Annotated in this window: 25 protein-coding genes, 2 tRNA genes and 1 rRNA gene; 7 read left to right on the top strand and 21 right to left on the bottom strand. The window is 51.6% G+C overall.

Annotated features, from left to right (window positions below; genetic code table 11):
• Positions 1 to 44: 44 nt before the first annotated feature.
• Positions 45 to 1,244: an MFS transporter gene (locus ACFO9Q_RS19170; protein ID WP_379185098.1), complete on the bottom strand. Its 1,200-nt coding sequence runs from the start codon at positions 1,242 to 1,244 to the stop codon at positions 45 to 47.
• Positions 1,245 to 1,355: 111 nt separating this feature from the next.
• Here ACFO9Q_RS19170 and ACFO9Q_RS19165 point away from each other — a divergent pair, with 111 nt between their 5' ends.
• Positions 1,356 to 1,892: a GNAT family N-acetyltransferase gene (locus tag ACFO9Q_RS19165; protein WP_379185096.1), complete on the top strand. Its 537-nt coding sequence runs from the start codon at positions 1,356 to 1,358 to the stop codon at positions 1,890 to 1,892.
• Between the two features lie 13 nt (positions 1,893 to 1,905).
• Here the strand turns inward: ACFO9Q_RS19165 and ACFO9Q_RS19160 are convergent, their stop codons facing one another.
• On the bottom strand, positions 1,906 to 3,156 hold the full coding sequence (locus ACFO9Q_RS19160; protein WP_379185095.1) for an EAL domain-containing protein: 1,251 nt from the start codon (positions 3,154 to 3,156) through the stop codon (positions 1,906 to 1,908).
• A gap of 151 nt (positions 3,157 to 3,307) precedes the next feature.
• Positions 3,308 to 3,601 carry a hypothetical protein gene (locus tag ACFO9Q_RS19155; protein WP_379185093.1) on the bottom strand — a complete coding sequence of 98 codons (294 nt, stop codon included), beginning with the start codon at positions 3,599 to 3,601 and terminating at the stop codon, positions 3,308 to 3,310.
• Positions 3,602 to 3,848: 247 nt separating this feature from the next.
• On the opposite strand from ACFO9Q_RS19155, the gene motA reads away from it, so the two are divergent.
• Entirely contained in the window at positions 3,849 to 4,643 is a 795-nt protein-coding gene (motA, locus tag ACFO9Q_RS19150) for a flagellar motor stator protein MotA (RefSeq protein WP_379185091.1), read from the top strand.
• On the top strand, positions 4,633 to 5,472 hold the full coding sequence (locus ACFO9Q_RS19145) for a flagellar motor protein MotB (protein ID WP_379185089.1): 840 nt from the start codon (positions 4,633 to 4,635) through the stop codon (positions 5,470 to 5,472). Before motA ends, ACFO9Q_RS19145 begins: the two co-directional genes overlap by 11 nt.
• Before the next feature lie 86 nt (positions 5,473 to 5,558).
• Here ACFO9Q_RS19145 and rluF read toward each other — a convergent pair whose 3' ends face one another.
• From rluF to ACFO9Q_RS19130, 3 genes are read right to left on the bottom strand one after another with little or no spacing between them, the layout of a single operon-like run.
• Positions 5,559 to 6,266: a 23S rRNA pseudouridine(2604) synthase RluF gene (gene rluF / locus ACFO9Q_RS19140; RefSeq protein WP_379185087.1), complete on the bottom strand. Its 708-nt coding sequence runs from the start codon at positions 6,264 to 6,266 to the stop codon at positions 5,559 to 5,561.
• Between the two features lie 6 nt (positions 6,267 to 6,272).
• Positions 6,273 to 6,959 carry an NAD-dependent epimerase/dehydratase family protein gene (locus ACFO9Q_RS19135; protein WP_379185085.1) on the bottom strand — a complete coding sequence of 229 codons (687 nt, stop codon included), beginning with the start codon at positions 6,957 to 6,959 and terminating at the stop codon, positions 6,273 to 6,275.
• A gap of 56 nt (positions 6,960 to 7,015) precedes the next feature.
• A complete protein-coding gene (locus ACFO9Q_RS19130; protein ID WP_379185083.1) occupies positions 7,016 to 8,863 on the bottom strand; it encodes an ATP-binding protein in 1,848 nt (615 codons plus the stop codon).
• 311 nt (positions 8,864 to 9,174) lie between these two features.
• Between ACFO9Q_RS19130 and tadA the strand changes: the two genes are divergently transcribed.
• On the top strand, positions 9,175 to 9,651 hold the full coding sequence (gene tadA / locus ACFO9Q_RS19125; RefSeq protein WP_379185080.1) for a tRNA adenosine(34) deaminase TadA: 477 nt from the start codon (positions 9,175 to 9,177) through the stop codon (positions 9,649 to 9,651).
• Here the strand turns inward: tadA and ACFO9Q_RS19120 are convergent.
• Complete coding sequence (locus ACFO9Q_RS19120; RefSeq protein WP_379185078.1) at positions 9,648 to 9,842, bottom strand: Spo0E family sporulation regulatory protein-aspartic acid phosphatase; 195 nt, start codon at positions 9,840 to 9,842, stop codon at positions 9,648 to 9,650. The genes tadA and ACFO9Q_RS19120 overlap by 4 nt on opposite strands.
• A gap of 418 nt (positions 9,843 to 10,260) precedes the next feature.
• On the opposite strand from ACFO9Q_RS19120, the gene ACFO9Q_RS19115 reads away from it, so the two are divergent.
• Both ACFO9Q_RS19115 and ACFO9Q_RS19110 read left to right on the top strand, forming a co-directional pair.
• Positions 10,261 to 10,836 (top strand): RNA polymerase sigma factor, encoded by a 576-nt coding sequence (locus ACFO9Q_RS19115; RefSeq protein WP_379185076.1) that lies wholly within the window; start codon positions 10,261 to 10,263, stop codon positions 10,834 to 10,836.
• Positions 10,833 to 11,651: a DUF4367 domain-containing protein gene (locus ACFO9Q_RS19110; RefSeq protein ID WP_379185074.1), complete on the top strand. Its 819-nt coding sequence runs from the start codon at positions 10,833 to 10,835 to the stop codon at positions 11,649 to 11,651. Before ACFO9Q_RS19115 ends, ACFO9Q_RS19110 begins: the two co-directional genes overlap by 4 nt.
• A gap of 22 nt (positions 11,652 to 11,673) precedes the next feature.
• On the opposite strand, the gene ACFO9Q_RS19105 is transcribed toward ACFO9Q_RS19110, so the two are convergent.
• Positions 11,674 to 12,150 (bottom strand): DUF6147 family protein, encoded by a 477-nt coding sequence (locus tag ACFO9Q_RS19105; RefSeq protein WP_379185072.1) that lies wholly within the window; start codon positions 12,148 to 12,150, stop codon positions 11,674 to 11,676.
• Between the two features lie 128 nt (positions 12,151 to 12,278).
• Positions 12,279 to 13,187: a LacI family DNA-binding transcriptional regulator gene (locus tag ACFO9Q_RS19100; RefSeq protein WP_379185070.1), complete on the bottom strand. Its 909-nt coding sequence runs from the start codon at positions 13,185 to 13,187 to the stop codon at positions 12,279 to 12,281.
• A gap of 131 nt (positions 13,188 to 13,318) precedes the next feature.
• On the opposite strand from ACFO9Q_RS19100, the gene ACFO9Q_RS19095 reads away from it, so the two are divergent.
• A tRNA-Arg gene (locus ACFO9Q_RS19095) sits at positions 13,319 to 13,393 on the top strand.
• A 114-nt stretch (positions 13,394 to 13,507) separates the two neighbouring features.
• Here ACFO9Q_RS19095 and ACFO9Q_RS19090 read toward each other — a convergent pair.
• The 12 genes from ACFO9Q_RS19090 to rrf form a co-directional block, all read right to left on the bottom strand.
• Positions 13,508 to 14,596, bottom strand: coding sequence for a hypothetical protein (locus ACFO9Q_RS19090; protein ID WP_379185068.1), 1,089 nt, complete (start codon positions 14,594 to 14,596; stop codon positions 13,508 to 13,510).
• Positions 14,597 to 14,730: 134 nt separating this feature from the next.
• Positions 14,731 to 14,892, bottom strand: coding sequence for a small acid-soluble spore protein P (locus ACFO9Q_RS19085; RefSeq protein WP_379185066.1), 162 nt, complete (start codon positions 14,890 to 14,892; stop codon positions 14,731 to 14,733).
• Positions 14,893 to 14,904: 12 nt separating this feature from the next.
• Positions 14,905 to 15,096 carry a hypothetical protein gene (locus ACFO9Q_RS19080; protein WP_379185064.1) on the bottom strand — a complete coding sequence of 64 codons (192 nt, stop codon included), beginning with the start codon at positions 15,094 to 15,096 and terminating at the stop codon, positions 14,905 to 14,907.
• Positions 15,097 to 15,146: 50 nt separating this feature from the next.
• Positions 15,147 to 15,494 carry a hypothetical protein gene (locus tag ACFO9Q_RS19075; protein WP_379185062.1) on the bottom strand — a complete coding sequence of 116 codons (348 nt, stop codon included), beginning with the start codon at positions 15,492 to 15,494 and terminating at the stop codon, positions 15,147 to 15,149.
• 99 nt (positions 15,495 to 15,593) lie between these two features.
• Positions 15,594 to 15,682, bottom strand: a tRNA-Ser gene (locus ACFO9Q_RS19070).
• Between the two features lie 82 nt (positions 15,683 to 15,764).
• Positions 15,765 to 17,045, bottom strand: coding sequence for a serine--tRNA ligase (gene serS / locus ACFO9Q_RS19065; RefSeq protein ID WP_379185060.1), 1,281 nt, complete (start codon positions 17,043 to 17,045; stop codon positions 15,765 to 15,767).
• A 6-nt stretch (positions 17,046 to 17,051) separates the two neighbouring features.
• Complete coding sequence (gene pdxT / locus ACFO9Q_RS19060) at positions 17,052 to 17,624, bottom strand: pyridoxal 5'-phosphate synthase glutaminase subunit PdxT (RefSeq protein ID WP_379185058.1); 573 nt, start codon at positions 17,622 to 17,624, stop codon at positions 17,052 to 17,054.
• 54 nt (positions 17,625 to 17,678) lie between these two features.
• A complete protein-coding gene (gene pdxS / locus ACFO9Q_RS19055) occupies positions 17,679 to 18,560 on the bottom strand; it encodes a pyridoxal 5'-phosphate synthase lyase subunit PdxS (RefSeq protein ID WP_379185056.1) in 882 nt (293 codons plus the stop codon).
• Positions 18,561 to 18,696: 136 nt separating this feature from the next.
• On the bottom strand, positions 18,697 to 19,974 hold the full coding sequence (locus tag ACFO9Q_RS19050) for a D-alanyl-D-alanine carboxypeptidase family protein (protein ID WP_379185243.1): 1,278 nt from the start codon (positions 19,972 to 19,974) through the stop codon (positions 18,697 to 18,699).
• A gap of 150 nt (positions 19,975 to 20,124) precedes the next feature.
• Positions 20,125 to 21,582, bottom strand: coding sequence for an IMP dehydrogenase (gene guaB, locus ACFO9Q_RS19045; RefSeq protein ID WP_379185054.1), 1,458 nt, complete (start codon positions 21,580 to 21,582; stop codon positions 20,125 to 20,127).
• Positions 21,583 to 21,762: 180 nt separating this feature from the next.
• Entirely contained in the window at positions 21,763 to 22,950 is a 1,188-nt protein-coding gene (locus ACFO9Q_RS19040; RefSeq protein ID WP_379185051.1) for a GNAT family N-acetyltransferase, read from the bottom strand.
• Between the two features lie 98 nt (positions 22,951 to 23,048).
• A 5S ribosomal RNA gene (gene rrf / locus ACFO9Q_RS19035) occupies positions 23,049 to 23,165 on the bottom strand.
• Positions 23,166 to 23,264 lie beyond the last annotated feature (99 nt).

The raw sequence follows: 23,264 nt of genomic DNA, 5'->3' as shown, positions 1-23,264 counted from the left end.
AAGCATGCCGGCACTCCTGCCCGCATGCTTCTTCTATTTGCCAGCTAGCTATGGCCGGCCAATTGCCGGCCCTGCTTCCTGCCTAATGCCAGCAGGACGAGCAGAATAACGAGCATGCCTGTGACCGTGAAGGCCATCATCCACAACGTCGTACCTGCCTGATAACGGTCCATCGCCCACCCTGTGGCGCGCGGGAGAAGCGCCCCTCCCAGACCTCCGAAGGCGACAAGCAAGCTTGTCGTTCGCTCCGTCATTCCCGGAATGAGAGCATTCGCATATACTAGACCAATCCCGAAGATGCCAGAGAAGCAGAGGCCGCTCAGCCCGACGAAGACGAGCATCCAGCTCACATCCTTCATGGAAGCCATGAGCAGGAATACAACCGCAGCGCTGGCCGTTGCTCCCAGCAGATAGGTGCCGTATCCGACCTTATCCGCCAGCCGCCCCGCGAAGATACGTCCTGCCACAACCATGCCCCAGAATAAGCTGAGTACCGTTGCCGCACTCGCATCATCCATGCCTGTCCGCTCAATCAGCATCGACGGCAGATAGTTGGAGAAGCTCATCTCTAGGCCGACATAGATGAGGAAGAAGACAGCCCCGACGATTAGGAGAGGCCATACTCTTCGATCGTAGCCTGCGGGCTTCCTATCCCAAGCTCCTTGCGCAGCGGCGGGTCTGCCCTTGAAGCTGATCTTGTCGTTCAGCTTGCCGAAGGACGCCGTTGCCCACAGCACGAGCGTCAGGATAGATAAGCCAGTGAGGATCGGGAAGGACAGCTGCCATAGGTCTTCCCTAATGAGATACGCCGCCGTAACTGGCATAATGAGTGCCCCAATGCCGAAGAACGTCTCGATCAAGCTCATCGCGGACGCCTTGCCCTCCGACAATTCGATAATCATCGCACCGACTACAGCCTCGGTTAGCCCGAAGCCAAGGCCAGCGATGGGAGCGAACGCCAGCATCCAGCCCCAAGGCAGCATGAAGCTGTAGGCCGCTTCACCGACGGTCAGGCATATCAGCGCCAGCAGCACGCCGCCTCGCTTGCCTATTCTAGCCGTAATGGATGGTGCTAGGAGCACTCCGACTAGGAACCCTAAGAATTGATTCATAATCCACTGTCCGCCGTCTTGGTACGACAGGTCATACTTGTCCATCATGGATTCTAGGACGGCCCCGCCGATGACATGAGCAAGTCCGATGACCAGATAAGATAGACATCCAAGCCAGATTAATTGACGCATACCTTCTCCTTGTTCTAAGCAGATTCACGTTGTCAGTATGACCCCATGATAACATGGAACATAGGAACTTGGTATAATAGCCATAACCGACCGCAGAGGAGAATAGACCCCATGAACAAGGCAGCGGCTAATGAACGAACGCATGAGCTCCGGATTGCCCCGCTCACCTCTAAGTTAGCTTGTGAATTATGTGACTGGCATTATGAACCGCCATATGACTTGTACGAGTGGAGCTCTTGGGAGGATATGGTCGAGAGCGGCATTGAGTTCGGTGATCCAGTGCTGCGGAAGCAGCAATATGCGGCCGTTCTTAACGAATTAGAGGAGCTGGTCGGCTTCGCGCAATTCTTCCCGATGCTAGGGGTCACTCGGCTCGGGCTTGGCATCCGCCCTGACCTATGTGGTCAAGGGATGGGCTCCGCCCTGGTTAGACTGCTAGCGGAAGAGGCCATCAGGCGCGCGCCTGGGGATGAGATTGATCTCGAGGTCCTATCCTGGAATGTGCGGGCCATTCGGGCATATGAGAAGGCCGGCTTCCTCATTACCGATACGTACAGCAGGAGGACGCCGCAAGGCCCCTCCGAATTCCACTGCATGATCTACCAGCCTTCTATGATGCAGCCTACCCATTACCTGGCCTCCGAGTAGCGCTGCACGTCTGTCAGCCAGCCACAGATTCAGAGCCGGCCGCAGCATCTCTCATGTCCGCGAACAGAACCAATCCTTGACCAGCTGGCACGGAGATTGTCCGTATCCACGCCCCTGTGTCCAGATCATTATAGGCACGAGATACAATCGCTCGTCTGCCATCTGTCAGCTGCACCATATTCGGTACAAAATACGGCCGCCAGCTCCAGTTCGAGCCGCGGCAAGACTCTTCAAGACGCCATGACTCGTCCGCCGTGCCTCGACTCCAATTCGCCGAGGTCTGAATGCCATCCTCTCGGCACAGATAGACACGAACGCAGCCCTCGCTCAGCAGGGGGAGCAGCTGCAGCAGCCGCTCATCTCCTCCCGCTTCCGCCGAAGGCTCGGAGCTTAGCTCCTCTACGCTGAGCGCCAGCCCCTCCGCCTGCCCCTGCCAATAGTGCTCCCTGCTCAGCTGCCGTTCCAGCTGCAGCTCCAGCTCGCTCTGAATCATCGCTTCGAAGTCATCCGCCTCGCGGAAGTGGGGCTCGGCCTTCGCGAACAGGAAGCCCTGCACATAGCGAGCACCAATCTCGATGGAGCGCACCAGATCCTCTCGCGACTCTACCCCTTCGACTAGGAGGGAGGCGCCGATCTGCTCGGCTAATGCGGACAAGGAGCGCAGCACGCCGAGGTAGCCGTCGTGGTTTGCACTCTTTTTGACCATATGAATATCAATCTTCAGCAGATTCGGCTGAATCTGAGCGATGCGATCCGTATTGCTGAATCCGCTGCCATAGTCGTCAATCGCAATGAGACAGCCTTGCTGCCGATATAAGTCTACGACCTCTCGAAGCTCTTCCATCTGGCCGCGGAACGACTCCTCTGTAATCTCAATCACGACACGCCTAGGATCCACTCCATACTTATGAAGCAAGGACAGCGTGTAGAGCTGGCCGGATTGCTGATATTGCTGATGAATCCAGCTAGGCTTGAGATTAATGAACAATAATGGCGGAGAGTCCATCCCTCCCACCTTGCTCAGTGCCTGCTCTCGCAGAAGCCGATCTACATAGATATGGTCGAGATCCGGCACGGATTCATCGCTGAAGAAGGGGCCAAGGCTCCTTGCTTCCTCCCCCTTGCACGCTCTTCCCAGCACTTCGTAACCGATGATTCTTCTTGTATCCATAGCAAGTATAGGCTGATAGTAGGCAGAGAGCCTCTCTCCTTGCAGCTTCAGTGAATCCGGCAAGCTTCGAGCTGAGCTCTGATCATTCGTCATGATTCTCTCCTCTGCACACTCATGATGTGAGCTTAACTGACATAATTCTATGCCCATATTGTACGAGAGGGAGCAGGGAATGTAAAGTCATCCGCCAAGCCGACAAGCTGCTTGCCGCTTAACCGTAACGATCAGGCGAGGCGTCTTCAGTTCAGGTTAGTCGAATCATCTTAATGACCTGAGTCCCGAGCGACACTTCCAGCACATGGAACTTGGCATTGTAAGTAATGACTCCATCGCCGACAGGAATGACCGCTTGCTCCCCCAGCCCGAAGAACACATCATCCGCGAGCGCTTCCAGCACCTCGCCCTGCTCGGCTTCCCCAAGCGCCTTCCACTCCTCCTCCTCCATCTCGAAGAATGTATAGTTCCGGTCGATTAAGCCGATCGCCTCGGTCAGCTCCTTCAGGATATCCGCGTACTCCCTTGCATGTCTTACGCCCATTTTTATTCCACCTTTCTTCATCTTAAGCGAATTATACGATTAGCAACGCTAGCTGCATCTTGCTGGCTGTAGCTTTATTTTAACCCTTAATTCTTGCAATTACATGACAATTCGTGAGCAATCCCGCAGCGGCTCTAACTTCGAGCTGCCCCTATGACGATAATAGAAGAATACGTTGCTCGCGAGAATTGATCGTTAGGTCTGTTGCCGCTGCTGGAATTCTATTCAATCTTAGACGGGGTGTAACATGGAGAAATCAACTATTATCGGTATTGTTCTTGGATTTACAGCTGTACTAGTGGGAATGGTGCTGAAGGGCGCCGGGCTGGAGAACTTGATTAACCCCGCGGCCTACATGATTATTCTAGTGGGAACCGCAGCTACCTTGTTCATCGGCTTCCCTATGGTGGAGATTAAGAAGATCCCTACTCTGCTGAAGATGGTCTTCAAGGAGCAGAAGCTTCTGCCACGGGAAAACTTAATCGCCCTGTTCATGGAATGGGCATCGATTACCCGTCGTGAAGGACTGCTTGCCCTTGAAGCGAAGGTAGATGATATTGAAGATGCATTCCTCCGCAATGGCATGCGGATGATTATTGACGGCAATGACCAGGACTTCGTCCGTGATGTGCTGCTTGAAGATATTGCCGCAACGGAAGACCGCCATCGGGCGGGCGCCCTTATCTTCTCCCAAGCTGGTACGTACGCTCCAACTCTAGGTGTACTAGGCGCGGTTATCGGACTCATTGCTGCACTTGCCGATATGAGCAATATGGAGCACTTGGCGCATGCGATTGCTGCCGCCTTCGTCGCTACTCTGCTAGGTATATTCACAGGTTATGTACTGTGGCATCCTATTGCCAATAAGCTGAAGAGATTGTCGAAGCGGGAAGTGGAGCTCCGCTTAATGATGGTGGAGGGACTGCTCTCCATCCAGTCCGGTGTCTCTACCATAGCGATTAATCAGAAGCTGTCCGTATTCTTGACTCCAACCGAGCGTGCGAAGATGCGGGAGAAGGAGGAGGCCGCCGTTGTCCAATAAGCGCAGACATGAAGTTCATGAGGAGCATATGGATGAATCGTGGCTCATTCCCTACGCAGACATACTCACTCTGCTGCTCGCCTTATTCATTGTCCTCTACTCCATGAGCTCGGTTGATGCCAAGAAGTTCGAAGAGCTTAGCCAAGCCTTCAGCCTTGCTCTTAACAGCGGTTCCGGTGTATTGGATAGTCCCGCTGCCGTGCGGACTGGGGATAGCGAGGAGCTTCCGAAGGATCACTCGACCATGGAGGAAGACGGCAAGGACAAGGATAAGGACAAGGAGAAGGATACACAGACTCTCCGCGCTGAACTCATGAAGAAGGAACAGGCTGATCTGGAGAAGCTGAAGAAGCAGCTGGATCAATACATTAAGAAGAATGGGCTGACGACCGAGCTCGCCACGAAGCTGAACCAGTCCCAGCTTATGATTACCATCAGTGATAATGCGCTGTTCGCCTCAGGCAGCTCATCAGTGAAGCCTGAATCCCGTGAGCTTGCCGCCTTCATCGGAACGATGCTGCAGCAATATCCGGATTATGAGATTATTGTATCCGGTCATACCGATAATCAAGCCATCTCTACGAGCGAGTTCAAGTCCAACTGGGATCTCAGCTCCTCCCGTGCCATCCGATTCATGGATATTCTGCTGGAGAACAAGTCCATCAAGCCGGCTAGATTCAGTGCCATCGGCTATGGGGAATACCGTCCGGTCGATTCCAACAGCAGCGACGTTGGCCGTTCGAAGAATCGCCGTGTCGAGGTCTCCATCATTCGGAAGTATGTAGACCAAGAGAATATGCAGCAGATTCCCGCTACTCCGAAGGGATAGCAGGACAATCAGGGGCTAACCTAACCACTCATTGCTAGACAATGATGATTAGGTTAGCCCCTTCTCCATTATAAGCTGCATGCTGATTAGGTCACAGCAGGCTCATACCCGAGCATGGTGAACAGCTCTGTACGCTCTGCCTCTGTCAGGTCCCGCCACTGACCAGCGGCTAGATTGCCGAGCTCAATGTTCATGACCCGCACACGCCGAAGCTTCCTCACTTGATAGCCGAACGCCTCGCACATTCGCCTGATCTGACGATTGCGCCCCTCGGTCAGAATAATGCGGAACACTCGGTCACCCACACGCGTGACCTCACACGGCAGTGTCAGGCTGCCTAGAATATGTACGCCTTCCCCCATTCCCTTCAGGAAGGAGGCGGTTACGGGACGATCTACCGTCACGATATATTCCTTCTCGTGCTTGCCCTCTGAACGCAAGATTGGGTTGACGACATCTCCGTCATTCGTGAGGAGAATCAAGCCCTCTGAATCCTTGTCCAAGCGGCCAATCGGGAAGATTCGCTCTGCGTGTCCGATGAAGTCGACGATATTGCCCTTCACATGCTGCTCCGTTGTACTGGTAATGCCAACGGGCTTGTTAAGCGCGAGATAGACATGCTGTCGCTGCTTGCCTATCCGCTGACCGTCCACCCGCACATCATCGCCGGGGCTGGCTTGGCTGCCAAGCAGCGCCTTCTCCCCGTTAATGGTTACTCGTCCACTATCTACGAGCTTATCCGCTTCGCGCCGCGAACAATAGCCTGTCTCACTGATATACTTGTTAATGCGCATCTCTTATCACACTTTCCCATTGTTCTTCATGCTGTTATTGTAGATCTGATCTGAAGGATAGATTCGAATCCCGATGGACTCCTTACGAGCAGCCCTAATCATACCTGCTGCCACGTCTCGGGCCTCGATGGGTCGATAGACGCTTAGCTTCCCTGCCAGCAATGGGGTGATGACTCTGGCCACGATTGCCCCGAATCGCTCACCAAGCCGGAACTCATGCCGATCTCCAAGCAGCAGGGATGGCCTGAATATATGCAGCGATCTCAGACCTAAGCTTCGGAGCGCATCCTCGGTCTCACCCTTAACCCTGCTGTAGAACACCCTGGAGTGCTTATCTGCCCCCATAGAGGAGACGATGAGGAATTGGGCCGCACGGTACTGCTTCGCGAGCTTGCCGAGCAGGACAGGATATTCATAATCCACCTTACGGAACTGCTCTCTCGTCTTCGCCTTCTTGATTGTAGTCCCTAGCGCGCAGTAGATGTGAGCATCCTCCATGATCGGCCGGAGAGCTTCCTCAAGGGCATGACGCTCCCAAGTGGTCACGATCTGCTTCAGCTTCTCGTCCTGTATAGGCAGAGGGGTCCTTACGAGCGTAATGACTTCCTCATACTTATCTTCCTGAAGCAGACGCTCCGTCAGCTCTCGTCCGATTAGTCCGGTTGCTCCTGCTACTATTGCTGTTGCTGACAAGCCGCCACTCTCCTTCACGGTCAATCTAGGCTCAGCCTTAGTATACTGCTTGCCTGTTACTCTCGCAAAGCAGGCAGTGTAATTGTCACTGTCGTCCCTACATCAACCTGGCTCTTAATGTCCATCATTCCCCTATGGCTCTGTATGATTCTCTGACTGACCATAATTCCTAGGCCAGTACCCGACTCCTTTCCTGTGAAGAAGGGATCCCCAATCCTTGTAATCATCTCTTCAGATATCCCTATTCCTTCGTCCACAATCGAGATGAGAATATCATGCTCTTGTCTAGCTATCTTCACGTAGATTCGGCCCCCTCCTGGCATCGCTTCAATCGCATTCTTAATGAGATTGATGAACACTTGCTTCAGCTGGTTCTCTACGCAAGAGATTCGGCAAGGATCATTCGGGAATTGCGTATGGAACACGACGTTGTGGAGATGGGCTTCACTGTCGAGCAGAGAGATGACATCTCCGAAGACGAACCGCACATCCTTCACCTCGAACTTGGTCGCTTGAGGCTTAGCCAGGATGAGGAACTCGCTGACGATGAGATTAATACGGTCAAGCTCCGACAGCATAATCGTATTGTGGCTAGGATTATGCTTCTGGTTCTCCTGCTGCAGCTGGAGGAAGCCGCGCAGTGTAGTCAAGGGATTGCGAATCTCATGCGCTACTCCCGCTGCTAATTGGCCGACCGTAGTCAGCTTCTCGGACCTCCTGAGCAGCTCTTCCATCTTGTTACGGCTAGTCATGTCTCTCGTGATGCATGCGAAGGCGCAGATTGTGCCGAATTGGTCGCGAATAGGCGAAGTGGTTACACTGACAGAGATCCAGTCACCAGACTTCGTCATGCGTATCGTCTCTTGTGCGGGAAGGATCCGCCCTGCAAGCACATATTGAATCGTCTGCGCGGCTTCTTCCTTATAAGGTTCAGGAGACAACTCAAGAATATGTCCGACTGCCTCTTCTTCCTGATAGCCATACAGATGTTCGAAGGCACGGTTCACCTGAGTAATCCGAAGATCCAGATCGAACACATGGATGGCATCACTCGTATGGTTAATGAAGGACTCCAGATACTCCTTCATCGTCCGATTCTCGTCGAAGGCTCTGCGAAGCTTATCCATATAGATGCTTAGATTCTGCGACATCCCATTCACTCTCAAGGCAAGCAGCCCGAACTCATCTCTGCGATTCACCTTAATGGCAGTCTGGAAGCGTCCGAAGGATACTTCATTCACCTTCCACAGAATATCCTGAATCGGCCTGATCATGCGCCTTGCCGTCCAGTAGCTGAAGAGCACAACGAGCAGCAGGACAACTAGGCCAATGAGAATCTGGTTATTTCTCTGAATGTGAATCAATTCGTACATATTCTTATGGTTGAAGACCATGACTAGAACATAGGGCTCGTCCTTGCCCACTCGATAATAACTCTTCGTGTAAGCAAGGTTATCCTTGCGATAATTATGTACAACCAGCTCTCCTGCATAGGCGTCTCTAATCATCTGCTCATCGTAAGCCTCGTCCTTATACTGACCATATCCGATAGCGACTGTTATTTCCGCAGGCCCTCCGATTGCTTGGCCGTTATCGCTCACGCGATAAGCGGTTACCTCAAGAATACTGGGATGAATAGCCTTCATCATATCAAGGATGTATGCCTTGCCATCTTTTATACCAATAGCTTCAGCTTTTGATAGATCTCCATGAAGGTAACTCTCATCCCATGCCTCATAATCTCGGAACAGCGTCTCCATTTGTAGGGCGGTATTGCGCGCCATTTGCTTAATGAAGTTTTGCATATTGCGAGTCATTAAGTATTCGTTCAGAATGATATGTAGGATGAGCATGGAGAACACAATGATGGAGATGACAAGGGGGAGTTTTGTTTTGAACGACAACGCTCTGACACACCCTTCTGCGGTTGTTTTTTCGCTATTTTTCTCTAAAATGATATCATAATTGACAAATAATGAAAATACATGTTCCAATGCGCAGGACCTTAGTCCTAACTGCGACTTAAGTACGATTCCTACCCGAAACAACTATAGTTATCCACATTCTATGCACAATATGCACATATTAGTAAAGAAGCTCTGTATAGGATGTGAACAATTCTGTGGATATTGATATAGTTATACACAATATTATACACATGCTGTTAACAACGGAATATTTGTTCGCAGCATAATTCGACAGGAGGTATAGGGAATTGATCAGAGAAGAGATCGATAAGAGGTGGATGCTGGAAGCTATGGCAGAGGCAGATAAGGCGGAAGCCATTGGGGAGGTTCCCATCGGGGCTGTCTTAGTGAAGGATGGTGTAATTATTGGAAGAGGGTATAATCTGAGAGAAACCCTCCATGATCCAACTGCACATGCGGAGATTGTCGCAATTAGACAAGCGTGTGAGCAGCTGGGAGCATGGAGGCTGTTGAATTGTACGCTATATGTGACATTAGAGCCTTGCCCCATGTGTGCTGGAGCAATTGTACAGTCTAGAATTCAGAGGGTCGTGTACGGAACGACAGATCCCAAGGCAGGCTGCGCAGGTACACTGATGAATCTGCTGCAGGAACCGAGATTCAATCATGAGACGGAGTTAACTACAGGTATTCTTCAGACAGAGACCTCTCTGCAGCTGAAGCAATTCTTCCGCCGACTGCGTAAGAAGAGTCCTCTAGTCTAAGCTTCTTCACCGCGTAGAGATGCACCAAGCATCTCATCCTTCTGAATTTGCTGCAAGGCTACAATAAGTTGGTCAGCTTCTACACTTATCGCTAACACATCAGGATCCGTTAGACTGCCGCGCGCTTCGGCTATCTCATGAAGCTTGAGCCGGAGCGAGTGCAATTTTTTTAGCAGTAGGTTTTTGTCCATGGCTCGCTTCTGGGCACGCTCCAATCCAACATCGTGTAGTAGGGATATAATGAATCCATTATACGCTGTTGGGTGTAAGGAGTTTGTAAAACCTTGTCGACGAGATTGGACAATTTTCGGGCAATATTCGACATAAAAAACTAAAATTTGACAGTGAATAGTCCGTTTAAACTAAGAGTGCGGGGTTTTGTAGGAGTATAGGCTCATATTTGATAAATGGGCATAATGACGCTTGCAATGTTAAATATTCAAGTAAATTAGTGGAAAATATGGAATTGGGTACAGATTACCTTGTTCTTCTACAGATTTATATTTATGATCACTATTAGATATAACAATCCTCAAGCAAGATAGTTGCTGTTGGATCAAAAAACTTTTTGTGAAATGAAATATAGATCAGAAATCCAGGTGATTAAACGTGTCAAGCAACTTGCTTCTGCTGTTAGGTACGAACTTCTATACCTTGAATCCTATCCTGCAGGAAGCGGTATATCGCGACTGCTACCACTTCTTGTACCGGCCTATTCTGTACATTGTACAAGACCATCGAGCAGTTGAGGATATTATTCAAGAGACGTTCCTCAAGACGATCAACAACGCTCCAGACTTCGCGAACGAAGCCCATCTGCGATCTTGGATGAGAGTGGCCGCTCGCAATGAATCCATTAATTATTTAAGAAAAATTAAAAAAAACCGTAACGATGTCCAACTGGAAAACGTCTCTATACATAGTAACGCTTATACGGCTGCTGCAGAAGAATCCATCGAGGCTATCCACGAAGCGAAGGAACTCGAGGTCCTGATCCAGAATCACCTGCATGAGATGCCTCCAGAAGCTCGAATGCTCATTGAGCTCAAGTGGAGGAAGCAGCTCTCCTATCGGGAGATCGCTGAGCAGCTGGATACGACTGAGGATACGGTTCGTTACAAGCTGCACCGTGCTAGAGCAGTACTTAAGAAGAAGCTGAGGATGTATTGGAGGGATGGGAGATGAAGCAAGAGGCTGAATGGGACAAGCTCTTCGACGAAGCGTTCGAAGCTGCAGCTAGACAGACATCCGACCTCCACAATCTGGATCACAAGCCTTCATGGGATCAGCTCCAATCTCGACTTGCCAGACACCATCGATACAAGCGCAGAGCTCGCCGGTTCTTACTGATTAGCGGTGCAGCTGCATCCTTCATCATTGGCGCCATACTCTTCGGCAATCCCAGCACATCACAGGCACTTAATCCGTTCTTAATCAAGATTGTAGAGCTGCCCGGCAATCTCGTCACAGCCGTTCTGCCTCATAACAATGGCGACGAGAGCGGCGCGAAGACCGCACCTCCTCCAGAATACGGAGGACCGATGGCGACACCTGAACCTCTGAATGGCCAAGAGATTAAGTCGACCGAGAGCTATGAGATACCTCTAGAGGAAGCGAGGAAGAGGGTTAACTTCCGACTGCCTGAGTTCAAGGATCTGCCGGAGACCATCTCCTTCACAGTAGCTTCAATTAATTACCATCCTAATGAACCATATGCTAGACATGTAGCATTAATCTTCTACAACAGCTCGACGAAGAGGAACAACACGATAGGCATCACGCAGCTAGGCAGCGATACAGCTACCTCCATGGGAACGAACTCTAAGCATGGAACGGTTGAGAAGGTTAAGCTGGGCTCGAAGCATCAGGGATATCTGACAACCATGTCCGGTCGCTCTAAGCTGCTCGAATTCATGAAGGGCGACCTATACATTCACATCACAGGTCAGATGTCCAAGGAAGAGGCTTACTATTATGCAGAGGCTATGATTAAGGGGTGACCAGCGGTCACCCCTTCTTCAATCAGCTAGCTAATACAGAACTGCTGAAGGTCTCCCCGGTCTCTGTCACTCCACCTTCTGTTATCGTGTGCACTGCACGTGTCCGATAATAATACCCAGCGTCGGTTGCACGAATGACGCTTCCTGTATGGGAAGTCGCATTAGCCTTAGATAAGGGCGTACCCGACCCAACGTCTACCCAGATTGAGCCTGTCCATCTCTGGAGATATAAGGTCATTCCAATCGTATCCACGACTCGATTCGCATAAGTACTTCCAGCTATTGTGGCTTGGCCAGCCCCCTTGCTGATCGAGCTTGAACCACTATCCAAGTAGACATGGTTAGAGTTGAATATGCTGTCTGTACTGCTGGATGGCGGAGGAGGTGCCGTTAATGCGCTTCCTGAAGCTTGGACAGCTGTAGGAAGCAAGATGAATAGAAGGACGATGACCACGAGGCTTGCTGTGAACGGCTGTTGCTTGAACATGAACTGGAACAATTGCATATACCACCCTTGTTGTCTAATGTATTCTCCAAGAGATAATACACGCCAATAGCAGGTGGAGTTGCATTATTTTCACCATAAATATTACAATTAGTTAGCATTAATTAACAATAATACGTTGCTTATCGGTAGATATACTCCTCTTCGCAACGGTACTCCGAAGATTGCATATAGCCGAGCAGCAGCTCCGTCACCTTCGAATAGATGGATTCCGGGAATACAGCCTTCCGCACAGAGCCTGGCAGCAGGTCAGGACAACCGCAAGTACAGATCACTCCAACGTTCGCATGCTGCTGCAGCACCCTGGAAGCTAAGAACTCATTAACCACCAGCCCGTACTTGCCGCGGTAATCCCCCAGGAACTGCTCGAGCCCCTCATCGGAATGATAGATATGGGTATGTTCAGCCGTTAGACCAGCATCCCTCCTAATCTGTGCACACATCCCTGCATTATGATACGCATCCATGACGAGGAAGCTGGCCTGCTGCTGACCAGAGTCCGGCTGAAGCTGCTGCATCGCTGCCTTGAAGTCCGGAACAACCTTGTGGAACAAGGGATCAGCGACATAGCTCTCCATCAGGACAACGGGTATGCCCATGCCGTAGTGACTAGAGATGCGTGTGAAAATATCCTCCGTAACATCGAACACGATTACCCCGTCCAGCTTACGCTCCAGCACCAGATCGAACGCAGGGTGATCCAGATCATAGTAGGATAGGATCACATGATACCCTTGCTGCATGAGCTGCTTCTCCAGCAACGCTACAGCCTTGGCATACTTGTACGCGGACCAGTACCAAGCTGGCTCAACCTTAGGCAGCAGAATGCCAACGAGCCCCGACTTGCCGCTCTTAAGCGACTGAGCAGCGAGATTCATGCTGTACTGCAGCCGCTCAGAGGCCTCCAGCACCTTCTGCCGCGTATCCGCAGAGATAGTCTGGCCTGGCGCATTGTTCAAGATATAAGAGACGGTAGCAATCGATACTCCCGCTTCAGCAGCGATATCTTTCATCGTAATCTTCCTAGACATGAACGGGCTGCTCCCATCTATTGCATGACTTAAACGTTTCAGCCAGAGTAGCATGGTAAGGAAACGCCTGTCAATCTGCTCCTGCTAACCTTTCCCTGGAACCTGCAGTGTGCTATAATATGTGATACTGCGTCCACGTAGTTCAACGGATAGAACGGATCTCTCCTAAAGATCAAATGTCAGTTCGATTCTGGCCGTGGACGCCATAACCATCTACTATTCTCATAGTAAAAGGCTGTCGCCCGAGAGTAAGGCTACTCTCGCGGTGACAGCCTTTTTTTTGGTTGCTTATTCGTAGAAGCACAGAATCCAAGAGCTCGCTATTGCGGGTTCGTGCCAGGTGCCGCCGCTGCTCCTGCTCCAGCTTCAGCCATAAGCTTCGTAAGCTGCTCGAGGGTCAGCACATCAGATGGAGCTGGAATCTCCTCTGCGAACTGAACCTTCTTGTTCAAGTCCTTGTATATGGCATCATAGTGAAGAGCCAGCTTCAGCTTATCTGCGGCCTTGTCACCACCCTGTTCCATAGCTGCCGATCCTGCCTGATGAATCAGATACCCATCCTTGATCGCGCTCGTCATGGACCACTCCCGAATGAGCAGCTCCTTGCCGAGACGGTCAATAATGGCAGCACTATCCTTATCAAGCTGACTCTTCTCTTCCTCTAGCTGCCCCTTATTCAACTTCAGAGCCTTCAGATAGTCATCGTCAGACAGCAGAATGTCAAGGATGGCAGGAAGAGTCTTCTTCACGATGATGTCCACCGTAGCAGGATAGTTGCTCTCCTCGAGCTTGAATCTCACGATACGATCCGCCTCAAGCCCCTTCGGAAGCTCGGCCTCTGACGGCTTCGGCTCGCTGAAGTACGTATCATTGTCGAATCCGCTCAGCAGCTCCGCCCCAACCTCTTGTGTCAGCTTCTGCAGCGTCTCTGCATCCAGAGCTGCTCCTGCCTCCTCTTGCTCAGCCAGCTGCTTCAAGTCAATCAGGATTGACTTGCCAACAGCTGCTTCGGGAATCGGCAGCAGCGGGGTCTGAGGCAGCTTCACGTACAACTTGTCATCAGCGAGAATGATGGGAAGCGTCAGCTTGAACGCCATGCTCCCGGCAGTCGTCAGCTCAAGGTTCATATCCATTCGCATAGGGTCCTTCTGATAGAGAGCGCTTATATGAACCTCTGCCCCACCGAGCAGCGGTGCCAGCAGGGCCATAGCCGGAGCCTCACCTGCTGCCTGCGCCGGCAGCGCCAATTCGTCTATGCCAAGAGTCATCTGCAGCGCGTACGACTCTAGCTTAGCCGTCTTAGCCATGGCCAGCGCTAGAGCTTCCTTAGGCGGGACGGAGGAACTGCAGGCCGTTAATGATACTATGATTATGAGAATAATAGATAGCGATCGTGTCATTCTATTCATTCGTAATTCCCTCCTCTAGCTGTGCAGCCTCTCCTATTGTATAGGATTGCGGCAGCATTTAGAAGAGTTGCCCTGCGATTAATTAAGGAAGAAGCCTGCCCGTTAGAGTGTCGGGGCAGGCTTCTTCCTCATCTCTAGCCCTCAGCGTTATTGTGCCGAGTGTGATTCTGCTGCTTCACACGGTGAGACCCCGCCATAGGCTCTGGGTTAGCATCCTGGCTATTGCGATTGCGGCGCTTATTCTTGGCCTGCTCAGCATCGCTCTCAGGTACCGGATACGTATCGGGCTTGCTCATGAGCGCACCTCCTTAGTGATTGCCCGCATCCGTCTTCGGATGAGACAGGTCTTCTGTATGGTCATGGTTCAGCGCATCTTGATGTCGCCGATCATTCGTATCCTGCTGCAGCTGCTGGGCATGATGGCTCCCCGCATCCACCTGGTTCAAGTCATCCACGACATTGGATAGATTTTTATCGACATTTCCCTTGGCTTTGCTCATCGGTGTACCGCCTTTCCTATGCCTCTTCTTCCTGCACGACATGCAGCCAGTTAGGCATGAGTGAGATCATGAAGAGCTTGGGCACATTCATGGAGATGGCGCTGGTAATCGGCAATTAATTGCTGAATAATGTCGGTACGTTCATCTACAGATACGTTGTCCTTCTCTACATCAATCAACTCTACTCGTACTTCCCTGCTGTCCACATAGGTCACCTTGAAGTCGAAGTCGTACATCTGATGCCCTGCAGTATGAATCGTTATGCGCAGCGTATGCTGGTTGGCCTCATCGGCCTTCACCTCGCACCGATCTCCCGGGGCAATACGCTCCGGAAGTACGCGTTGCCAGGCTGCAGCCAGCTCAGCTTGGTCCACCTGAAGCTTATCGGAATGGCTCATCTTGTTCTACACCTCCACAAGGATTAGAGTGTGGCAGGGATCAATTTTTTATACAAAAAAACGCCAAGCCCGCAGGCTCAGCGTCTAAGTTCGTAAGTATGGCGGAGAGGGTGGGATTCGAACCCACGTGGAGTTGCCCCCTAACGGTTTTCAAGACCGCCCCGTTATGACCGCTTCGGTACCTCTCCGTAATGAAATCAGTGACAAAAAATATAATACCATAGACCAGACATAAAAAGCAACTATAAGTCTGGTCTATGGGTAAAATAATTATCTAGGAGCGATAACGGATACTCCGCCCATATAAGGACGCAGCACTTCGGGAATGACTACCGTTCCATCCGCTTGCTGATAGTTCTCAAGAATAGCTGCAACGGTACGTCCAACCGCAAGTCCTGAACCGTTCAGCGTATGAACGAACTCCGGCTTACTCTTCGCTTCGCGGCGGAAGCGAATGTTCGCCCGGCGAGCTTGGAAGTCCTCCACATTCGAGCAGGATGAGATCTCACGGTATACGCCGGCGCTTGGCATCCATACTTCGAGGTCATAGGTCTTCGCCGCTGTGAAGCCCATGTCACCCGTGCAGAGCGAGAGGACGCGGTAAGGGAGTCCTAGCAGCTGCAGCACCTTCTCCGCATTGCTCGTCATCTTCTCCAGCTCGTCATAGGAATCCTCAGGCTTCGTCAGCTTAATGAGCTCCACCTTGTTGAACTGATGCTGACGAATGAGACCGCGGGTATCACGCCCAGCTGATCCCGCCTCAGAGCGGAAGCATGCGCTGTAAGCGACGAAGTACTTCGGCAGCTCATCCGGGGCGAGAATCTCTTCCCGGTGAAGATTCGTTACAGGAACCTCTGCTGTCGGAATCAGATAGTAGTCCGACTCTGCCAGCTTGAACAGGTCCTCTTCGAACTTAGGAAGCTGCCCTGTACCGAACAGCGAATCACGATTAACAATATAAGGAGGCAGCACTTCTTCGTAGCCATGCTCATCGCTATGCAGGTTCATCATGAAGTTGATTAAGGCCCGCTCTAAGCGTGCGCCAAGTCCGCGGTAGAACGTGAAGCGTGAGCCTGTCACCTTAGCCGCGCGCTCGAAGTCAAGAATGTTCAGCTCCTGCGCCACTTCCCAGTGCGGCTTCGGCTCGAAGTCGAACGCCGTCTGCTCGCCGTTCCTGCGCAGCTCTACATTATCTTCTTCCGACGCGCCGACAGGCACACTGGTACTTGGTATGTTAGGAATAGAGAGCAGCAGTTCATCCAACTGCACCTCCAGCTCACGAATCACATCGTCAAGCTCCTTGATTCTATCACCTACCTCGCGCATCTCAAGAATCAAGGCGTCTGCGTTCTCCCCAGCCTTCTTCAGCTTCGCGACGTCCTGGGATACCGTATTCCTGCGGTTCTTCAGCACCTCAGTCTCCTGCAGCAGGTCTCTGCGCTTCGTATCGAGCTCGGAGAAGCCGGCAAGCAGCTCTAGTGAAGCATTCCGATTGCGAAGTGCCTGCTCCACGACCGCTATATCACTTCTAAGGATCTTAATATCCAACATATCAGGCTAACCCCTCTCTCTCGCCATGTCTACGAAGTAGGCATGCAGGCGGTAGTCATCGGTCAGCTCCGGATGGAACGACGAAGCGAGCAGATGCCCTTGCCGTGCAGCCACAATCTCACCCTTGTACGTGGACAGCACATCGACCTCAGGCCCTACTTCCTTAATAAGCGGTGCACGTATGAACACTGCCCGAACTCCTTCATCAATACCCTTGATGGTCAGGTCGGTCTCGAAGCTCTCCTGCTGGCGTCCGAACGCATTGCGCGCCACCGTCATGTTCATCAGGCCAAGATGAGATTCTTCCTGGCCTTCAATTCTTGCTGCTAATACAATGAGACCCGCACAAGTACCGAATACCGGCTTCCCTTGACCCGCGAAGTCTCTCACGGCGCTGATGAAGTCATATTTGCGCATCAGCTTGCCGATCGTTGTGCTCTCGCCGCCTGGAATGACAAGGCCCTGGAGATCGTCCAGCTCCTCTATTCGCTTAACGGCGACCGCTTCCGCGCCCGCCGCCTCCAAACTGCGTATATGCTCTGCTACGGCGCCTTGCAGCGCCAGTACGCCTATCTTCATCCTATACACGCCTTCCTTATCCGTACCTCATGCTGAGGGATCGTACAGATCCTCTTACAGTCCGCGATCCTGCATACGCTGCGAAGCCTCGAGCTTGGAGATCTCGATGCCCTTCATCGGCGTACCTAGGTTCTTCGATACTTCAGCAATTAGCTTGTAATCTTGGTAATGCGTAGTCGCTTCAACGATGGCACGAGCGAACTTCTCCGGGCTGTCCGACTTGAAGATACCGGAGCCTACGAACACGCCGTCCGCACCGAGGTGCATCATCAGAGCAGCATCAGCAGGAGTTGCTACACCGCCTGCAGCGAAGTTAACGACCGGAAGCTTGCCTGTCTCGTGAACCTGAAGCAGCAGCTCATAAGCAACGCCTAGCGTCTTCGCTTCATGGAACAGCTCGTCCTTCGACAAGTTCTGTACTTTACGCATCTGGCCATTGATCAGACGAAGGTGGCGTACCGCTTCCACGATGTTGCCAGTACCCGGCTCACCCTTCGTACGAAGCATCGATGCTCCCTCTTGAATACGGCGAAGAGCTTCGCCCAGATCCTTAGCACCGCACACGAATGGAATGGTGAAGTCGGATTTGCTAATGTGGAACACTTCATCCGCTGGAGTCAGCACTTCGCTCTCATCGATGTAATCTACGCCTAGAGATTCCAGTACCTTCGCTTCTACATAGTGACCGATACGAGCCTTAGCCATGACCGGGATGGAGACAACCTTCATGACTTCTTCCACGACAGTCGGGTCACACATACGAGCTACTCCGCCAGCTGCACGGATATCAGAAGGTACGCGCTCAAGTGCCATTACTGCTGTAGCACCTGCTGCTTCCGCTACTTTTGCTTGCTCGGCGTTCATAACATCCATGATGACGCCGCCCTTTTGCATTTCAGCCATACCTCTTTTTACGCGCGATGTTCCTGTTTCCATCTGAATTAAGCCTCCTATTATCGTAACAATTCCGTTACTTGCTCTAACCATAGATTTTACATGATGCCCCATCAATCGACAACCATTCTTTTGAGCAAGCGGCTGTTCCTATAGAAGCAATTATGGTGCCAACTCTCTAGAACAGATCAACGATCCCTTGGAACAGCCCTGCGAAGAAGTCCCCAATGGAGCGGAACATGAGCCGGAACCAGCCAGCCTTCTGCACGTCCTTAGCCGCAATTAGGTTAACCGTACGCTCAAGAGATTGCTTCGTATCCGCATCCGTATACTTGTAAGTAACGGTACCAACCTTGTCTCCAGCCTTGATTGGCGCAACCAGCTCAGACTCGGGGAGCAGCTTCGTTCCTACCAGATCAATCTTAGGGGCAACGCCCTTCTTCACGAGCAAGCTCAGATCGGACTCCGTCACGATCGGTACCGTCTTCTTCTTGCCCTTCTTCACCTTAGCCGTCTTCGCTGTCTCCACGACGCTCTTCGGTGCAAGCACCGTCTTACGCTCGAATGTGTTGTAGCCGAAGTTGTACAGCTTAGCTGTCTCGTAGAATCGTGCGCCCTTAGAGTTCGCGTTCATAACGACACTAATGAGTCGGATATCGCCTTGCTTGGCTGTCCCTGTGAACGTATAGCCAGCAGCAGAGATATAGCCCGTCTTCATTCCGTCCACTCCGGGATACGCATATTGCTTCAAGGCTGGAATCGACTTATTGGACTCTAACATCCAATTGTAGTTAATCATCGGCTTCTCATCCCGCTCACGGAACTTATATTGCGGAATCTTGGAATAATCCAGGAAGTCCGGGTGCTTCTTAATAATATTCTGCGCTAACTTCGCCATATCAGCCGCAGAGATTAAGGTCGTATCCAATAACCCCGTCGCACTGGTGAAGTTGGCCGATGTTAGACCTAGTCCCTTGGCCGTCTCATTCATCTTCCCCACGAAGCCTTGCTCCGATCCGGAGATATGTGAGGCTAATGCAATTGTCGCATCATTGGCGGAGCCTACTGCCATTGCAATATATAAGTCCTTCACGGAATGCTGATCCCCTTCGGCAAGGTAGATCTGAGAGCCATCCGGAGGTGTTGAAGCCGCTTCCTTGCTTGTTGTTACAACTGTATCCCAATTCAACCGCTTAGCAGAGATTTCTTCAAGCACAATATATTCAGTCATTAATTTCGTCATACTTGCCGGTGGATAGGGCTTCGACGAATTAACTTCATATAGAACTTGTCCAGAGTCAGCATCGATGAGAATCGCTGACGCGATATCCATTCCCAGTGAGTTCGGGGTCTTCTCCCCCTTGGCGTAGGCAGCAGAGCCCAGCCCCATCACGACCATACTTACCGCCACTAGCGCAATCATTACCTTACGCAGGCGCATCGGTATTACCTTCACATTCAACGTCTTCTCCCCTTTTCTCCCGTAGGCTTATCCGTTAACCATTGTAACATAAGCCTCCCTATGAAAAAAAGCCAGCCGGGGCCTAAGGGCGCATTAAAACGCTCTTATCTCCCGATCTGGCTAACATCCCGTATGACGGGTCTGTTACAGCGAGTAGTTCGGTGCTTCCTTCGTAATCTGAACGTCATGCGGATGGCTCTCGCGCAGACCGGAGCCGGTAATCCGGATGAACTGTGTATCATTCTTCAGCTCTTCAATCGAGCTCGTCCCGCAATAGCCCATACCGGAGCGAAGTCCGCCAATTAGCTGGTGAATGGTGTCTGCAAGCGGCCCCTTGAACGGTACGCGGCCTTCAATGCCCTCCGGAACGAGCTTGTTCTCGTTCTCCTGGAAGTAACGGTCCTTGCTGCCTTCCTTCATCGCGCCGAGGGAGCCCATACCGCGGTATACCTTGAAGCTTCTCCCTTGGAAAATCTCCGTCTCACCAGGGCTCTCAGCTGTTCCTGCGAACAAGCTGCCGATCATAATGGCGCTTGCCCCAGCAGCGATTGCCTTCGTAATGTCTCCGGAGTACTTGATGCCTCCGTCAGCAATGACTGGTACGCCGAACTCACGTGCGGCCGATGCACAATCATAGATTGCGGTAATCTGAGGGACGCCGATACCTGCAATGACACGAGTCGTACAGATCGAGCCTGGACCGATACCGACCTTAACGACGGATGCTCCAGCCTTGATCAGGTCGCGAGTTGCTTCAGCGGTTGCTACATTGCCTGCAATGATCGTCAGCTCTGGATAGCTGTCACGCAGCTTGCGAACCGCTTCAAGAATATTAATATGATGGCCATGCGCGGAATCTACGACTAATACATCAATACCGGCTTGTACAAGCGCTTCTGCACGGTCAATCGTATCCTTCGAGATACCTACCGCTGCGCCGCACAGCAGGCGGCCTTGCTTGTCCTTCGCTGCATGAGGGAATTGAATCGCCTTCTCAATATCCTTAATCGTGATTAGGCCCTTAAGGATATTCGCATCATCTACTAGAGGAAGCTTCTCGATCTTATGCTTCTGCAGAATGCCTTCCGCCTCTTGCAGTGTCGTTCCTACAGGAGCCGTCACAAGATCCTCACTAGTCATGACCTCGCTAATCTTAATGGAGTAGTCATGCACGAAGCGAAGGTCACGGTTCGTCAGGATGCCGACCAGCTTCTTGTCCTTATCTACGATCGGAACGCCGGAGATCCGGTACTTGCCCATGAGCTCCTCTGCATCGTAGACATGGTGATCAGGAGTCAGGGAGAACGGGTTCGTGATGACGCCGCTCTCGGAGCGCTTCACACGGTCTACTTCCTCAGCCTGCTGAGCGATGGACATATTCTTATGGATGATTCCGATGCCGCCTTCACGTGCAATGGCAATCGCAAGCGCCGCTTCCGTAACAGTATCCATTCCCGCACTGATTAATGGTATGTTGAGCTTAATACCCTCGCCCAATTGCGTTGCGATGCTAACCTCACGAGGCAGCACTTCTGATTTACGAGGAATAAGCAATACATCGTCAAATGTAAGGCCTTCTTTGGCGAATTTTGTTTCCCACACGAGTATGTTCCTCCCTTAATGTCCAAGCTTCATTGATAACGGCTCACGTATATTATTGCAATATTAGCAGAGGGGTCTAGGGCTGTCAAGGCAACGTGGAATGCCCCGTAGAGCGCTTGGATATAGGCATTCTCCACATTCTCATGTTAGATTGAGGTCAGTATCCATGGATGTAATAAATCAGAAGAAATCTGGAAGATACGTTACGCCAGCCGGAATTCTTCTCTCTAACACCTCGACTACCTCGGAGCTGCTATGAAGTAGAAGGCCATACCGATGAAGGTCTGAGAATCTCCGAGATCCGAGCAGCAGAGCAGTTAGATGTCCAATTCCAATCTGGACACATCCACATTCCTGACTAGCAAGGGGGACCACCTTAGCCTCACCTGAAGGCAATATTGTAATCTCATACTCCTTATGATTCCACGCAGCTTGATGATCTATGATGCTAATGGTTATTTGATCGGTCTGATTAGAAGGCTTGAAGCGGTATTGTTCGATAAAAGCTTCGACATCCACAATCCGCGCCATGAAGTAGGACTTCATCTCTTGCTTCACTCGCGGATTCGGCAAAGTATACGTTAGGATATCATCCTCCGGCGCTTCAAGAACAACCTCCTTCAGCATGGAATCATGCTGACCGATGAAGGTCCATAGAGCAGTCCGAGCTTCTTCATTCAACCAGACCATCTCCCGGGTCGTCCATTGCCGATCTCTAATCTCATAGATGATATAACCTGCCGGCTCCTCTCCAGCCGAGTAGTATACAGCTGTTAGGAGATTCTTATTGGAAGGAACAACACGATTGCGCCACCACTCCTCGGTACGCTCCAGCGCACCGTTATACCGCTCTATATATGACTTGTACAGGTTACCCAGCACCACATAGTCAGGGGCGCTATGGCGCCGGATGGAGCCCTGCACCTCTGCTCTTGGCGGCAGCTGCCCGATCTCAAGTGTATACTTCCTCATCTCACTGAAGGACTCCCAACCGAACTTCCGGTAGAAGTAGAATTCAAACGGGTGCAAGTAGGAGATGGTCTGCCCCTTCCTTCTCATCTGCTCCAGAGCATGGTGCATCAGCTCCCTCACCAGACCCATCCGCCTCAGCTCCGGCCATGTTGCCACGCCGGCGATGCCGCCCATAGCGATGGATTGGCCGTTAATTCGAACGTGCAGGTCCAGGATGGTCAGCTGTGCTCCAATACGCCCGTCCACCTCTATGGCCCACCGCTCCGCAGCCTCCTCTTGCATCAGCTTCAGCCGCTCTTGCTGCTGCTCCTCCGACAGTTGTACTTGGAAGGCGTACATGGACAAGGCCAGACTATCCTTATACTTGTCCGGTTCCAGCTTCACGATCTGATTCATGTTGCAGCACTCTCCTTAGCGGCACATGCCAGTGGATGAGATCATTATACGTAAAATACACAAAAAAACCTACTGCATATATGCAGTAGGTTCCTCGTGCTTGGCGACGTTCTACTCTCCCAGGACCCTGCGGTCCAAGTACCATCGACGCTGGAGGGCTTAACGGTCGTGTTCGAGATGGGAACGCGTGGTTCCCCTCCGCCATCGCCACCAAACGGTGCGTATACCGGATTAACCGGCTGCGCTTAGGGTATTGTACCCTGAAAACTGGATGCGAAAGCGATGAGTGCTGAAGTCATCTTAAAGTCTTACAT

This window comes from Paenibacillus sp. GCM10023252 (assembly GCF_042653305.1).
Taxonomy (GTDB): domain Bacteria; phylum Bacillota; class Bacilli; order Paenibacillales; family Paenibacillaceae; genus Pristimantibacillus.
Note: the sequence above shows the minus strand (reverse complement) of the source record. Positions and strands in the feature narration are given on the sequence as shown.

Excerpts from the sequence above, each read along its gene's own strand:
- ACFO9Q_RS19085 (WP_379185066.1), bottom strand. The coding sequence starts at position 14,892 with ATGAGCAAGCCCGATACGTATCCGGTACCTGAGAGCGATGCTGAGCAG.
- ACFO9Q_RS19100 (WP_379185070.1), bottom strand. The coding sequence starts at position 13,187 with ATGTCTAGGAAGATTACGATGAAAGATATCGCTGCTGAAGCGGGAGTA.
- serS (WP_379185060.1), bottom strand. The coding sequence starts at position 17,045 with ATGTTGGATATTAAGATCCTTAGAAGTGATATAGCGGTCGTGGAGCAG.
- ACFO9Q_RS19040 (WP_379185051.1), bottom strand. The coding sequence starts at position 22,950 with ATGAATCAGATCGTGAAGCTGGAACCGGACAAGTATAAGGATAGTCTG.
- ACFO9Q_RS19080 (WP_379185064.1), bottom strand. The coding sequence starts at position 15,096 with ATGAGCAAAGCCAAGGGAAATGTCGATAAAAATCTATCCAATGTCGTG.
- ACFO9Q_RS19155 (WP_379185093.1), bottom strand. The coding sequence starts at position 3,601 with ATGGGCGTAAGACATGCAAGGGAGTACGCGGATATCCTGAAGGAGCTG.
- rluF (WP_379185087.1), bottom strand. The coding sequence starts at position 6,266 with ATGCGCATTAACAAGTATATCAGTGAGACAGGCTATTGTTCGCGGCGC.
- ACFO9Q_RS19120 (WP_379185078.1), bottom strand. The coding sequence starts at position 9,842 with ATGGACAAAAACCTACTGCTAAAAAAATTGCACTCGCTCCGGCTCAAG.
- ACFO9Q_RS19170 (WP_379185098.1), bottom strand. The coding sequence starts at position 1,244 with ATGCGTCAATTAATCTGGCTTGGATGTCTATCTTATCTGGTCATCGGA.
- ACFO9Q_RS19160 (WP_379185095.1), bottom strand. The coding sequence starts at position 3,156 with ATGACGAATGATCAGAGCTCAGCTCGAAGCTTGCCGGATTCACTGAAG.
- motA (WP_379185091.1), top strand. The coding sequence starts at position 3,849 with ATGGAGAAATCAACTATTATCGGTATTGTTCTTGGATTTACAGCTGTA.
- ACFO9Q_RS19090 (WP_379185068.1), bottom strand. The coding sequence starts at position 14,596 with ATGAATAGAATGACACGATCGCTATCTATTATTCTCATAATCATAGTA.
- ACFO9Q_RS19075 (WP_379185062.1), bottom strand. The coding sequence starts at position 15,494 with ATGAGCCATTCCGATAAGCTTCAGGTGGACCAAGCTGAGCTGGCTGCA.
- ACFO9Q_RS19165 (WP_379185096.1), top strand. The coding sequence starts at position 1,356 with ATGAACAAGGCAGCGGCTAATGAACGAACGCATGAGCTCCGGATTGCC.
- pdxS (WP_379185056.1), bottom strand. The coding sequence starts at position 18,560 with ATGGAAACAGGAACATCGCGCGTAAAAAGAGGTATGGCTGAAATGCAA.
- pdxT (WP_379185058.1), bottom strand. The coding sequence starts at position 17,624 with ATGAAGATAGGCGTACTGGCGCTGCAAGGCGCCGTAGCAGAGCATATA.
- ACFO9Q_RS19110 (WP_379185074.1), top strand. The coding sequence starts at position 10,833 with ATGAAGCAAGAGGCTGAATGGGACAAGCTCTTCGACGAAGCGTTCGAA.